This is a genomic window from Desulforegula conservatrix Mb1Pa, assembly GCF_000426225.1.
GTDB lineage: Bacteria > Desulfobacterota > Desulfobacteria > Desulfobacterales > Desulforegulaceae > Desulforegula > Desulforegula conservatrix.
Genome location: NZ_AUEY01000003.1, coordinates 74004 through 88156, shown reverse-complemented (window position 1 = coordinate 88156; position 14153 = coordinate 74004). Strand labels below are relative to the sequence as shown.

Sequence of the window (14153 nt, the reverse complement as noted above, 5' to 3'; positions counted from 1 at the left end):
CCATCAATTCCGTCATATCCCTGGGTTAAGAAGCACCAAACCTTATAATATGAAGTAAAGCCCAGGAGAATCAATCACTGTCGCACAATCTGTCCATCCACTTTTTTATGATTCCTGATATGGAATCGGGTCTTATTGGCTTGGCTATATAATCATCCATCCCGGCAGCAAGACATCTCTCCCTGTCGCCCTGAAGAGCATGGGCCGTCATTGCCACAATTATATTACCCGAAGCTTTGAATCTCAATCCATCTTTATCTTCGTTCTTCCATGCCCTGATATTTTTTACCGCGTCAAAGCCATCCATTTCAGGCATCTGACAATCCATAAAAACAAGATCGTATTCTATATTCTCGAGGGAGCTTAATGCCTCAAGTCCGTTTGCCACAACATCGACCTTGTGCCCAAGCTTTTCAAGTATAATAGTCGCCACTTTCTGATTTATCACATTATCTTCTGCAATGAGTATCTTGAGAGCCCTGGTTTTCTGACCGCAGTCCTCACAGATTTCATTCACTGCTGAGGCTTTTCCAGACGTTCTCGGATCATTTCTGTCCAAAACAGATTCTATACAGTTTAAGATATGTGAATATTTTACGGGTTTATTCAGATAAGCCCCAAAACCCATTGAGGCCAGATCCGTATGCCTTCTTGTCTGTCCTGCACTACCCATCAGAATAAGCATGGTATCGGAGAATGCATTGTTTTCCTTGATACTTCTTGCAAGAAGCTCGCCCTTATTCCCGGCTATTTTCATATCTATGATGGCTGCCTTGAATGGATGTCCGCCTGATGAGGCTTTTTTGAGAATGCTCATGGCGCTTTCTTCATCAGAGGCTCCTTCTGCGATACCTCCGGCAGCCGAAATGCAATCAAGCATGAAAGACCTGCCAGCATCATTGCCGTCAACCACAAGAATTTTTTCCCTGGTCTTCAGCTTTCTCTCTTTCTGATCATCACGGTACTGCAACGACGCAATGTCCATGATTATCTCAAACCAGAACAAGGATCCCTCTCCCAGCCGGCTTGAACAGCCTATCTCACCCCCCATAAGGCTCACAAGCTGTCTTGAAATGGCAAGCCCCAGTCCTGACCCCCCGTATTTTCTTGTTGTGGAGACATCGGCCTGGATAAACGGCGAAAATAGACCGTTCTGTTTATCGGCAGGTATACCGATTCCTGTGTCTTTAACCTCGAATCTGAGTTTTGTGGAATTCTGGCTCTCCCACATTTTTGATACTCTTATTGAGACTTCTCCATGCTCGGTAAATTTTATTGCATTGGCTCCGAGATTCACAATTATCTGCCTCAGGCGGCCAGGATCGCCCTTCAGACAAAACTGTACGTCGGGTTCCAAAAAGCAGAAAAGCTCAAGCGCTTTTTCAATGGCTTTGGATGATAATATGTCTATTGTTTCCTCAAGAACAGCCCGCAAATCAAATTCCACTATTTCAAGATCAAGCCTGCCTGCCTCAATCTTTGAGAAATCAAGAACATCATTTATAAGCGAGAGAAGGCTGTCAGCGCTTCTTTTTATTATCTCTCCATACCCACGCTGTTCCTGGGTGAGGCCGGTTCCAAGAAGAAGGCCTGTCATACCTATCACGCCATTCATGGGCGTTCTTATTTCATGGCTCATATTTGCAAGAAAAGCGCTTTTGGCCTGATTCGCAGCATCTGCTTCCCTTGCAAGAACATTCGCCCTGTCAACGGCTTCGGTCAGTTTTCTGTTGGCGTTTTCAGCTTCATGGCGGGCATTGTTGGCGTCCTCCATCATGCTCATAATGATTCTCTGACTTTTTCTGAGTTTTTCCTTTTCCGCTGTCAGAAGAACAATGGCTTTATCTCTTTCTATCTGGGCGTAATGAATATCGCTTATATCAACAAAGCTTTCCAGAAAACTTGGTCTGCCATCAAGCGTGATCTTTGTCACAGTCTTTAATATCGGGATTGAATTTCCGTCTTTTCTGAGAAGAGTCCTTTCAGATCTGTCAACACGCTGATTAAGATCAGCTATCGGGCAGCAACCTCTTTCAGCAGGGCAGACAACCATATGACATGTCTGGCCAATCAGTTCTTCCTTTGAATAACCTGACATTTCAAGGGCTGAAGGATTTGCGTACTCTATTATATGATTGTTTTCATTAATAATCAGAATACCGGCCTGGATAGAGTTAAGGATAGACCTTATCCTGTTTTCACTCTCTTTCAATACCTGGTCGGTCTGCCATTTATCCGTGATATCAAGGGCCGAGCATACGACATATTCCACGCCTTCCGGGCCCTTCTTAGGGGTCTTGACGAGATCCAGAAATCGCTTGCGGCCCTTGGAATTCTCAACCCATAGCTCGAGTCTCTTGCTTTCTCCTGATTCAAAAACATCCCGGTTACTCTGAACATAGGCGCTTGCAATATTATCAGGATAAATATCATAAAGCCTTCTGCCCTGAATCTCTGAGGGCTTCATTCCCAGAAATTCAGCATGGGCCATATTCACCAGACCGTAGGTTTCAGGATCTGTAAGATGCCATATCTGCACCTGAATGGTATCAAGAAGAAGACTCTGCTCTTCCGCCTTTTGCCGGAAACGGATTTCTGAGCTCGAAAGCTCGGAAACCAGATACTGCATTTCTTCGGCGATCAGCCCCATGGCTTCATAAAGGCTCCTGAAAGGATGATTGGCGTCGGGAAGATAAGCCTTAGGCTTGTCAGTGCCCCATTTGACAAGCCCCATCTCGGCCAGAATCTTTCTGGACTCATTTTCAAGCCATTCCCTCGAATAATAAGAACCCTTGAAAAAAGGCAGGACGAAATCACCGATTCTTTTCAAATGGCCACCATGCCTTTTTATGGTTCCATGGTTTGAAATGGCCGAGGAAATGCACTGCAAAGCATCTTTGACCGTGTCCAGAAAAAAAATATCCACAGGGTATATATAGCGAACAAGCAGCATTGCAGCCTTTAAAACAGGGCTGGCACCTATTACATAGCTTGCAGCCGGAGGGAGTCTTTCCGGGTCCATAAGAACCCTTGCATACTTTTTTTTTGCGGCCCATGACCCGCCAATACAATCTGTATAATCGGATATTCTGTAATATGGTATGCTCTTGTTGAACCACCCTCCCATGAAAATCACATCGAGTATGCGGCAGGCTTCATCAACATCCGAAGCGTTTCCATATCCGGTTGTTTTTATGTAAAGGACTCTCTCCCTGATGACCTTGTAACTGATCGAAAAATCTTCCCTCGAAAAAACCCAGTCCTCCTTTGAGACAAGAAGATCTTCCTTTAACTCATGTGCTGCGTCATATTCGTTGCACATACTGAAAGCGTGCATAACGGAGGAATCATGCCCTTTCTCAAAAAGGTATCCGGTTTTTTTTCTTTTTAAGGAAAAGCCCGCTTTTGCAAAAATATATTTATGATTTCTGATGCCTGTTATGATTCCTCCAAGAAAAATCCCTGGCATGGCGCTTCTGGTAAGAGCCTCCACCATGTTTTTAAGGGAATAGTTCCCGGTCGTCCCTGAAAAATCAATAACCTCGGAATACCTCCATCCGTCGCAGATTGATGAGCCTGCAATCAGGCTGCGGAGCTTTATGAACTCCATCCCATCCTTTTCAGACATTCTGCCAATAAGGGAAAAGCAAAAAATCCTTTCTCCGATCAGATATACAGAGACTGAAAGATCGCCCGAAATATTCAGACTATCCCAGCCAGCCTCTTTTCTGATTTCAAGCCCTGTAACCGGGCATATATTTTTTCTGGATAAGGTATTTCCTGTCATTTCAAGCCTTCATGGTTCGATTCCGTTATTTAAAACCATATTAAGTCAGACATTCCCTTGCCTTTAAAAACCGGCTCATGCACCGATATAATCAGAAATATTGTAACGGGGAGTCTTGCCAGCCTCTTGAAGAAGCTGGTTAACCTCCTCTTTGAGGGACATGAGCCTTTCTTCCCTGTCCATCATGAATCTGTTGAAAAGTTCAAGCTCCCGCAGAGTTTCTTCAAGCCTTGCCTTGGAAGCAAGGGCCTCTTCCTTGGCGGCCACAAGTGATTTTTCCGCTTTTTTTCTTTCTGTGATATTATTGCCGACCGTAAGAATATACTTCTGCCCCGCAAAAGAGATGATATCCATGGACAGTATGCAGTGAAGTATTTCTCCGCTTTTTGTTACAAGATCCACTTCCTCGTTTCTGATATTGCCGTATTTTTTCATGAAAGGCTTCATTTTGTTACGCCAGGAAGGATCGGCAAAAATCCCGACTTCAGTTGAAAGACTCCCGATAAAAGCCTCTCTTGGATATCCAAGATATTCTGTGGCCGTTTTGTTTATGTCCACAAACCTGCCCTCATCGGCTGTTGAGACGGACATCATTACAGGGCTTTCACTGAATATTTTCGAGAACTTCTCTTCAGACGCGACAATGAACGAAATATCCCTGCTAAGAATAAAAAAAGCCTTTTCAGAGTTCCACGTTCCTTCAAAAGCAGAAGTTTGAACATTTTTTTTCAAGGAATCTGCATGAGACAGAAAACCCTGGCCCATATCCCTGGAGTATTTTTCATGATTTAGTACAAAACATTGTATCCTGGAGATTGTATCTGCGTCATAAAAATCAGACAGGTTATTCGGTGAATCATTTTTATTGGATATATCAAGGATACCTATGGCAGAAGGATTCATGGCAAGAATCTTAAGATCGTCATTAACAACGAATATGCTGTCTTCAATGGAATTAAAGAAAGAGGCGAAATTAGACTCGCTCTGCCTGAGCCTTGATTCAGTGCTTTGCCGCTCTTCAAGCATTTTGTTTGCAGCATCAGCCATTGACACAAATTCCCCGAAATCCATTTCAGAGGAGTCTATCCTTGCACCCTTTTCCTGGGCGTTTTTAAAAAAACTATGGAAGTTCAGAAAATTCTTTTCAAGTCTCATGGAAATTATTCTGTAGAAAAAAAACCCAATGATCAAAAATAATGGAAGCACGATGATCAGAAAGCGAATAGCGACAAAAATTTCTTGGCGTCCCTGGGCTTTTTTGTATTCAAGGGCTTTATCAAGGTCATCGGTAAAAAAGCCTACTCCGACAGTCCAGCCCCATTCCGGGACATTAAAGAATGAGACCCGACTGATCCTGGCATTTTCTGCCGCACCTGATATCCATTCAATGTCTGCAAACTCCTCGCTTTTTTTACCGAGTTTATTAAAAATGGCTTCGGACACATTTCCTGGCGCAACTTCCTTTATGTTTTTCCCGACCACGTTCTGAAGCCCGGAATTTGAAATAATCTGACCTTCTGAGTCCATTATGAAAATAAAGCCCTGACTGCCAATTGATTCAAGCCTGGAAAACCATCCTGAGATTGTTGCCCTTGCCTCTTTTTCAACCTCTTCATAAGAAGCGGATATGCCTATCACCCACCCTGACTGACGGAACCTTTTTAGGCAGAAGATCCTCTTAGGCTTATCCTGGGCGTCTTCTTTTTTTTCAAAGACATAGGAAACAAGGAAACGTCCATCCATATTTTTATCCAGATTTTCGATCAGGTAGTCTGTGGGAATGCTGTTATGATTTGGAAAAAGTGAAGGACTCGATTCCCCCGGATAAAAGACAAGATCTCCGGTTTCCTTCATTATAAAGCCGCCGGCCTCGCCAAAAGCCATATCGTCAAGGGTATTGAAGATCTTTTTTTCTACGTCTTCTTTAGAAGCGCCATCATAAGTTCCATAAAGAGAATCAATGAAATCATAGGTATCTGAAATTTTCGCTTCCATGAGAACTTTTTTTCTGCCGAGTGAAGATGACCTCTGAAAATCGATATATGAAGCCGCGATCCTTGATCTTTCCAATATAAAATTCTTACGTTCTTCAATTAGTTTTGAGGTTTCTTCGACAAACTCATGATGCCAGCTGAAATATTCAAGAATACTCCATCCAATAACGGAAAAAAGAATAATGACAAGGGGGGGTATAAAAAGGGCTTTCCGCAATAATGAGATGAAACTCTTTTTCATGGCAGCTGATCCAGAAAGCAAAGATTAAACAATATGAGACAAAAAAGTTTCCGATAAACAATGCAAATTGACTTACTGAAAACCCTTATCAGGGGACATCCAAACATTACTGGAATTGCTATTAAACAGGTTTTAAGAATTGTTATGGAAAGCTGTAATTGAAGCTGAGAAAATGATTTTTAACTTGCTTTACTGATAACACAAAAAGGCATGGTGTTAAAGCAATGAGTTGGGCAATATTTTTCATGGCCCATTTGCCGGTCATCAAAAACATTTTTTGATGACCGGCCCAAAATCAGACGGCCTTACCTTCTTTAGCGCCAAAGAAAGCATAATAAGCCACAGGTATAACTATCAAAGTGAAGACAGTCGATGCGGTCAGACCGAATATCAACGCCCATGCAAGGCCAGAAAAAACCGGATCTTTTGTTATCGGCCAAGCGCCAAGAGCTGCTGACGCCGCTGTCAAAAAGATGGGTCTGATTCTTATTGCCCCGCTTTTTAAAAGCGCCTCTTTAAGCGAAAGGCCTTCTTTAAGGCTTTCCTCAATGAATTCAATCAGAATAAGTGAGTTTCTGATTACAATTCCGCCAAGCGCTATCATACCGATCATGCTCGTGGCAGTTAAAAAAACCGGATTGTCAAAACCTCCCGACTTTCCGCCGGAAACAAGATTAAGAATCACAAATCCCGGCATTATGCCAAGAAGAGTCAGGGGAATAGAAGTCATGATAAGAACAGGCATGGAGTATGAACCTGACTGAATCACGAGCAGCAGGTAAATAGCAATCATGGCAACGCCAAAGGCAATTCCCATGTCCCTGAAAACATCCACGGTTATCTTCCATTCACCTTCACCTGCAAGATCAGCCTTTATGCCTTGAGGAAGTGGATTTTTCTTCAGATCGGATTTCAGGGCCAAAATAGCCTCGACAGGAGATTTGCCTGCCATTTCCGCATAAGTGAACACAACTCTTTCAAGATTTTTGTGATATATGGGCTGGGATTCATCCACCCATTTCATGTTCACAATTTCGGCAATGGGAACCATGTCTCCAGAAGCAGTTTTAACAGGAATCTGGGCTATTGAAGCCTCTCCCGTCCTCTTGTCCCTCGGAAGAACAATTCTTATGCCAAGCGGCTGCCTTTCATCAGATTCATGCACAGTAGCGGCAATGGTTCCCTGAATTGCGGATTGAAGTGTTCCGACAATTTCCTGGGCAGAAACCCCGTGTAAAGCTGCCTTTTCCCTGTCAACGCTGATTTCGAGTTTTTTTCTGTCAGCCTCTGCTGAAGAATCAATATCAGATACATACGGCATTGAACCAAGCATCTTCTGTACTTTTTCAGAACCTGCCAAAAGGTCTGAGTAGGAATTATCAGGCTGGCCATAAATTTCCGCCACAACCGTTGAAAGCACAGGTGGGCCAGGAGGAGTCTCAACAAGTTTTATCAAGGCTCCGTGTTTTAGAGCTATGGCCTCAAGATCAGTTCTGAGCCTTAAAACAATGGCATGGCTCTGCTCTTTCCTTCTGTGCTTGTCAGCAAGATTCACCTGAATATCCGCTAAGTTGCTTCCTTTTCTCAGATAATAATGACGCACCATGCCGTTAAAATCCATTGGAGCGCCCATGCCAGTATAAGACACAAAATTTGTGACTTCGGGAACAGTCTTTAGATATGCCTCTAAATCATTCACTGTGGCAGCTGTTTTCTCAAGCCCTGATCCTTCAGGCATATCAAGGATGATCATGAACTCGTTCTTGTTATCAAATGGAAGAAGTTTAAGCGGCACTATTCTGAAAACAGCAAGAAGAACCGAAAAAACAAAAAGAAGAAAAATACCACCGAAAAACAGGTTCCGCTTTTTTGAAGAATCTAACAAAGGCTCGACTATTTTTCTGTAAACAGGCCCCACACTTTTTGCCCAGGATCCAGATTCTTCATTATGTCCGCCGGGATGGCCGGCATCTCCTGGCTTGATCGATTTCTTAATCAGAGTGTGGCTCAACCAAGGAACAAATGTAAGTGAAGAAATAAGAGAAAAGATCAGTGCCATAGGCACGTTTATTGCCATTGGAGCCATATATGGCCCCATCATGCCAGTGATGAAAAAAAGCGGAACAAAGCAGGCTATTATGGTGAATGTCGAAATTATTACAGGCCGCAGAACCTCCTTAACCGCAAAAAGAGCCGCGTCAATGCTGTTCTTGAATCTGCCGGACAGCATATGCCTCTGGATATTGTCCACATTCATTATAGGGTCGTCAACAACAAGCCCAAGGGACAAAATCAGGGCGAAAAGAGTCACTCTGTTTATTGTGTAGCCAAGAAGAAGATTGACAAAAAGCGCGAGCGCAAAGCTGACAGGAATGGAAAGCGCAACAACCACTGATTCCTTCCAGCCCATTGAAAAGATGATCAGAACAACGACGATTATTATGGCTTCCAAAAGCCCCCGAAGCAGCTCATTAACCTTGCCTTGGGCCGAATATCCGTAATTCCTCGTAATTTCCACATTCACGCCATCCGGGATAACCGTCTTTTTGAGTTCTTCGAGTTTTACAAGAACATCATTGGCAACGCTCACGGCATTTGTACCCTTTTTCTTGGATATCGCAAGGGTTACGGCTGATGCAGTTTCAGGCTTATCCGCATTCTCGTTTCTTTCCCTGTTTGAGAAACCTATTTTTGTATAGCTTGAAACTTCTTCAGGCCCGTCAGTTATGGATGCAATGTCTTTTAGATAAACCGGCCGCCCCTGACTGACTCCCACGACAAGGTCAGATACTTCGGATGCTTTTTTAATGAAAGAATTAGCAGAGACAGTAAACTCCTTATTAAATCTTGTGTATTCACCAGCTTTGACTGATGCGTCCGTTCCCCTAAGAGCATTTTGAACCTCAAGAAGAGAAACCCCAAGCCCTGCCATTCTCTCAGGCTGAAGTTCTACCCTTACCTCCCTTGTTCTTCCTCCGACAATAGAAGTTCCGGAAGTATTTTTCACCTCCGCAAGGCGGCTTAAGGCTTCCTCGCCTATTCTATGAAGTTCATGGTCATTATATTTTTCAGAATAAAGCGTGATATTAACAATCGGAACATCATCAATCTCAACCGGCTTGACAACCCAACCTTTAACAATCGAAGGAACCCTGTCGACATTCATCATGATCTTGTTATGAAGCTTTACAAGGGAATCCTCCCTGTTCTGGCCGACATAAAACCTGACGGTAACCACGGCCATCTCATGCCCTGACATGGAATAGACATATTCAACACCGTCAAGCTGCCACAGAAGCTTTTCAAGCGGAGTCGCCACAAGCTTTTCAATTTCCTCCGGAGACGCGCCCGGCACATTGACGTAAACATCTGCCATGGGAACAACGATCTGGGGTTCCTCTTCACGCGGAGTAAGTGTTACCGCCGCAATCCCTAGAAGAATGGAAATTGCCACAAAAAACAGGGAAAGCTTTGTTGTCAGAAATGTATTCACAAGGCCAAGAATCATGCCTTTGGGTTTTTCTGCGTTTTCTTCCATGATGTTTCCTCGTTAATAACAAAAAGCAATGTGTGCCAAGGGTTTACCCTGAATTTATGTTATGTTGCCGGTTTAGGCGTAGGGTGCTCAGGCTCTCAGGCCTGCGCACCATCTTTCAGTCAAAAAAGGCTCCTGCTGGATTTTCTTTGATTTCCCAGTCATCTGAATATACTCCGAGCTTTACATATCTATGAAACGTCGACCATTTCCATTCCGACGCTTTTTTCACAAAATTGTGTTTTACAGGGTTAAAATGGACATAATTCATATGATTTTCATAATCACTTTCGTCCCTGATCATATGCTCCCAGAATCTCCTGTGCCAAATGGTCAGCTCTCTTCGCTTTATACGTGAAGGATCTGCAAGCGCCGGGGCATGCAGATGATTGGCTTTCTTTGAAAATCCCGCCTTGATAAGCCGCCACCTGATGGAGAAATCGCTGTCATTTTCAGGCATTGTCCAAATGCAGTGCATATGGTCAGGCAGAACGACCCAGGCATCCACGTGAAAAGGATGCTTTTTTCTTACTGATCTTGCTGTTTCTCCAAGAATGCGAACGTTATCCTCATTCCCGAAAATATTTCTACGAAGGTATGTCGTCACCGTAAAAAAATAGGTAGCTTCTGGAATTTTTACACGCCTGTATTCTGACATACTTGCTCTCCATGAAATACATTGGTGCGCAAGCCTTGCGGCTTGAGCACCCTACATTTACAATTCGTAGCTCATAGGGGCGTGGGGCTTTAAAAAAAAGCCCCCAGGTTTTTTATTTTTTTACGGCATTATACCCAATGATCTCATCCCCGGTAAGCCCAGATAAAATCTCTGTCTTTCCATCAGAAAAGGAACCGGTTTTCACGTATCTCCGCTCCCAGCCCTTTTCTTTTTGAACCATAACGAGTTCAAGCTGGCCTATTTTCTGAATCGACTCCGCTGGCAAAACCACGGCTTCATGCTTTTCAAGGGGAATAAGTAGCTTTCCGAACATTCCGGGATAAATACCTTCATCCTTAGATATCGATGCCTTCACAAGAAATGATCTGCTTTTGGGATCTGCGTAGGGAACTATTTCTTCAAGGGTGGCGTCTATTTCGTTTTTGAGATTAGGCATTGACACTTTAAGGAGCTGTCCTGGTTTCACGCTGTTTATGAGTCCCTCGCGGACAAAGGCCTCAAGCCTCATGAGTCCGCTGGTCTTCATCATGAAAAGAGGCTTTCCTGGAGAAGCGAGGTCTCCTGGCTCGACCATCCTGTTCAGAATCTCTCCGTCTGCAGGAGCTTTTATCTTTGTATATCCTAGGCCGATCTCGGCTTCTTTGACGACTTCCTCAACCTGCCTTATTCCTGATCTTGCTCCTGAAAGAGCCTCCTTTGCCTGCTGGAGTCCTGCTTCTGCCTGTAGATATCTTGATTTTGCCTCTTCAAGCTCTCTGGCGGTTGCTGCCTGGGACGAAAAATATTTCTGGACTCTTTTATATTCCGAATCAGCCTGGGTGAATGCGGCCTGGGCAGAAGCCACAGCCTGGGTCGCTCCTTTTTCCGCAGATCTTGCTCCAGCAAGGGCCTGCTTGGCCTGATCCAGTTTTGCTACAAGCTGCCTGTCATCAATTTCTGCAAGTACCTGGTCTTTTTTTACCTTTGCGCCCGCCGAAACCTCTACACTTTTTACATTGGCTGTAACCAAGGCTTCTATCCTTGATTCAGTTCTTGGCCTGACTGTTCCCACAGCTTCATACCAGTCAGTTACTTCTGTTTTCTCGGCTTTTGCAGTGTTTGTGAATTTAAGATCCTCGTTGCCCTTGGACTCAACTGTTCCTGGCTTGATATCTCCGGAACATCCTCCTGAAAAAGCGACCAGAGCAGCAAAGGCCAAGGACAAAGCAAAATTCTTTCCGTAATTATTATTTTTTTTCATTTTCTCTACCTTCTCCAGCATCTTCATTGAAAAGGTTAATAAGGACGCCTGTCGCCCTGGCCATATCAGCCCTTGACTTTTCCCTGTCATAATGGGCAGAGGCTTTTCGTATTAAAGAACCGTTTCTTGCTAATTCTGTTTCAAGATACCTCGTAATCGGCACAGAACCGCCGTCATACTGCTGTTTTACGAGCTTTAACGATTCTTCTGCCATTGACACCCCGCTTTCAGCGACCTTAAATCTTTCTTCTGATTCCGAAGTTTTCAGATAAGCGTTTTTGACGTCAAGCTGGATATCCATTAAAGCCTGTCTGCTTGCTGCAAGCGATTCATAAAGATTGGCTCTTGCCTTGTCAGCCTCGGCTTTTCTGTAATTTCCTGTGAAAAGATCCCATGAGACGAGGGCTGCAACCATCCAGTTTGCGTCTTCTGTGTCAAACTTTGTATCTGGATAATCCGCATAAAGTCTTCCATTCAGATCGACTTTGGGCATCCACATCCCTTTTGCAACATCCTGGGACATTCTTGCCTGAACCACCTTCTGCCTTACGGATTCAAGCTCCGGCCTTTTTGCCACAGCTGTTTCAAGGGCTTTTTCATAGCTCTCAGGCTTATCAGTCGCGGGAAGAGACGCTTCCTTGAACTCTATTTTTGTTTCAAGCGGCATTCCCATTGCCCTTTTAAGAGCAGCTTCGGCCATCATAACCCTGTTGCGGCTTTTGACAATTTCCTCGTCAGCCTCTGCAACCCGAACTTTAAGGGAAAGAATATCAGACTTAAGAGCACCGCCCGAGGCGAATCTGACCTCCATAATTCTCAGCTGCTCCCTGACTGTATCAGATGACTGCTTTGCTATTCTTTCAAATTCCCTCGCAGAAAATAAATCAAAATAGGCATTTATAACCGAAGAGATGACCCTGTTTCCAGCAGCAAGACGATCCTTTTCAGAAATCTTTTTTTCGATTCCGGCCATTCTGACTCGTGTCATATCCTGACCACCGCGATACAAATTTACACCTGCGCTTGCACCGAATTCATAATTGTCATACCAGCCAGGATCATTGAAATTTGTGCCAGGCGGAAGCTTTCTCTGGTCTATTGTCTTGAAAAGATATCCGGACGGAGCATCGCCCTGGGAATATTCGCCATAAACTCCAGCCTTTGGCCATAATGCTGACTCGGCCTCTGTTCTCATTGCGTCGGCCCTGTCAATCCTGGCCGAAGCCATCAGCATTTCAGGATTGTTTTTAAGGGCAATTTTTATGGCATCGCCAATGCCTGCGCTTCCGCTGAGGATACAGGTTCCGGGGCCGGGCCCATCTTTCAGAATATTTCCTGAAGCGTCGCATAAAGCGTCAGGATGCTCCTTAATAATTTCATCGTAGGTGTAGGTCTTAAAACCTGTAAATCCAGAGGAAAGAAAAAAAGCTGCTGTCAGGATAAAGCATTTTGCTACGAGAGCTCCTGGTTTCATAATCACCTTATCTCCCAATTGCTTATGATGACCCCCAATCGTTTGGCAAGATAGACTTCACGCGCAATTACTTCTAAAAATCCGGGGTCTTATTTAATGATGGCTATGATTGAGTCTGCCGCTATATTGGATAGTTTTAATTTTTTGATCTCACAATTTTCGTAAAACTCTATCATGGTCTCATCAGATGTCAATGCTTCAAGTTCTCCAAGAACCTCTTCTTCTTTAAGAATTCCTGAGATCATTGCCGCAATACCCTTTATTTCCTTATCATCAGATGAAAAATATGGTTTGATAAGTCCTTTCGCCTTTATACATAAATCAGGGCGTTCACCCGCAAGCCTCGCCAGTGCCCATAAAGCTCCGCGCTGGAGCATTTCAAGCTCAAGATAATTTCCATCTTCCATCAAGTATGAAATAAGGATACGGTTATATTCATCCGCAAGCTTCCTATGCCTGGACATTATTTCGCCCATTGCCTCGGGAGATCCCCAGCCTATTCCGCCGGACTCATCATTAAGTGTCCACATGAGGCGCCTCATTACTATTCTTGCAGACTCCATGTTTTCGTCAGCCATTTTGGACACAATACTTCCGGTCGCAGTGATTGCTCTCCATCTAAGAAGCTGATTGCTGTCAAAATACATGGAAAAAAGCACTGCAAGCACAAGTCTTGGAGAATAGCTTTCAAAACAGCAGCCATAAGTAAACTGTTCGGAAAGAAGCATTTCCCTGACATGGGCCTTAAGTTTTGATGAGCTGTAATTCTTCTTTTCCATATATTCCTGTCAGAAAGTTATAATGTCATAGCCGTTATTAAAAAATGCGGCCATTGAAGGATGCCCCTTCATGTCGTCAAGTATGGAAAGGTTCTGGTTTTTTGCCGAATCAAGAGCATTCATCTTAATAGCGCATGCCTTGCAAACTCCTGCGACAAGCCCTATCTCCTTTACTTTTTCCCACATGGAATTTAAGGGATTGCCGGGCAACGCAAGGTCAGGAATAAGGGCCGTTGCTGCTCCTTCCATTACTATTTTGACGTCCACTCCTTTTTCATTCATGTCCAGGGCATTTAAAAGAACATGGATAAAACAGACAGGATCGCCCTTGAATGCAAAAAATGCTTTTTTCATTATTCACTTCCTTTCTTGGAAAGAGACGTTTCGATATGTGGGGTTACAAGAGGCGTGGCAGAAAAATTAA

8 protein-coding genes are annotated in these 14153 nt (G+C 43.9%); all 8 read right to left on the bottom strand.

The genetic code is table 11. The annotated features are described in order from the left end of the window. Positions 1-70: 70 nt before the first annotated feature. Positions 71-3787, bottom strand: a complete 3717-nt coding sequence (locus K245_RS26235; protein WP_051283798.1) for a response regulator — start codon at positions 3785-3787, stop codon at positions 71-73. 75 nt (positions 3788-3862) lie between these two features. Continuing rightward, on the bottom strand, positions 3863-6022 hold the full coding sequence (locus tag K245_RS0102275) for a cache domain-containing protein (protein WP_027357999.1): 2160 nt from the start codon (positions 6020-6022) through the stop codon (positions 3863-3865). Between the two features lie 295 nt (positions 6023-6317). Further along, the gene (locus tag K245_RS0102270) at positions 6318-9560 is read right to left on the bottom strand and encodes an efflux RND transporter permease subunit (protein WP_035276345.1); all 3243 of its coding nucleotides are present in this window, start codon (positions 9558-9560) and stop codon (positions 6318-6320) included. A gap of 115 nt (positions 9561-9675) precedes the next feature. After that, positions 9676-10215 carry an REP-associated tyrosine transposase gene (locus K245_RS0102265; RefSeq protein WP_027357997.1) on the bottom strand — a complete coding sequence of 180 codons (540 nt, stop codon included), beginning with the start codon at positions 10213-10215 and terminating at the stop codon, positions 9676-9678. 112 nt (positions 10216-10327) lie between these two features. Beyond that, the gene (locus K245_RS0102260; protein ID WP_027357996.1) at positions 10328-11476 is read right to left on the bottom strand and encodes an efflux RND transporter periplasmic adaptor subunit; all 1149 of its coding nucleotides are present in this window, start codon (positions 11474-11476) and stop codon (positions 10328-10330) included. Next, positions 11463-12950, bottom strand: a complete 1488-nt coding sequence (locus K245_RS22720; RefSeq protein ID WP_051283797.1) for a TolC family protein — start codon at positions 12948-12950, stop codon at positions 11463-11465. Before K245_RS22720 ends, K245_RS0102260 begins: the two co-directional genes overlap by 14 nt. 89 nt (positions 12951-13039) lie before the next feature. Further along, positions 13040-13729 (bottom strand): DVU0298 family protein, encoded by a 690-nt coding sequence (locus K245_RS0102250; RefSeq protein WP_027357995.1) that lies wholly within the window; start codon positions 13727-13729, stop codon positions 13040-13042. Positions 13730-13738: 9 nt separating this feature from the next. After that, positions 13739-14083, bottom strand: coding sequence for a DsrE family protein (locus K245_RS0102245; RefSeq protein WP_051283796.1), 345 nt, complete (start codon positions 14081-14083; stop codon positions 13739-13741). Positions 14084-14153 lie beyond the last annotated feature (70 nt).

Bases quoted from the DNA above. Each gene is read 5' to 3' on its own strand.
- K245_RS26235 (WP_051283798.1), bottom strand. From the start codon at position 3,787: ATGACAGGAAATACCTTATCCAGAAAAAATATATGCCCGGTTACAGGG.
- K245_RS0102275 (WP_027357999.1), bottom strand. From the start codon at position 6,022: ATGAAAAAGAGTTTCATCTCATTATTGCGGAAAGCCCTTTTTATACCC.
- K245_RS0102270 (WP_035276345.1), bottom strand. From the start codon at position 9,560: ATGGAAGAAAACGCAGAAAAACCCAAAGGCATGATTCTTGGCCTTGTG.
- K245_RS0102265 (WP_027357997.1), bottom strand. From the start codon at position 10,215: ATGTCAGAATACAGGCGTGTAAAAATTCCAGAAGCTACCTATTTTTTT.
- K245_RS0102260 (WP_027357996.1), bottom strand. From the start codon at position 11,476: ATGAAAAAAAATAATAATTACGGAAAGAATTTTGCTTTGTCCTTGGCC.
- K245_RS22720 (WP_051283797.1), bottom strand. From the start codon at position 12,950: ATGAAACCAGGAGCTCTCGTAGCAAAATGCTTTATCCTGACAGCAGCT.
- K245_RS0102250 (WP_027357995.1), bottom strand. From the start codon at position 13,729: ATGGAAAAGAAGAATTACAGCTCATCAAAACTTAAGGCCCATGTCAGG.
- K245_RS0102245 (WP_051283796.1), bottom strand. From the start codon at position 14,083: ATGAAAAAAGCATTTTTTGCATTCAAGGGCGATCCTGTCTGTTTTATC.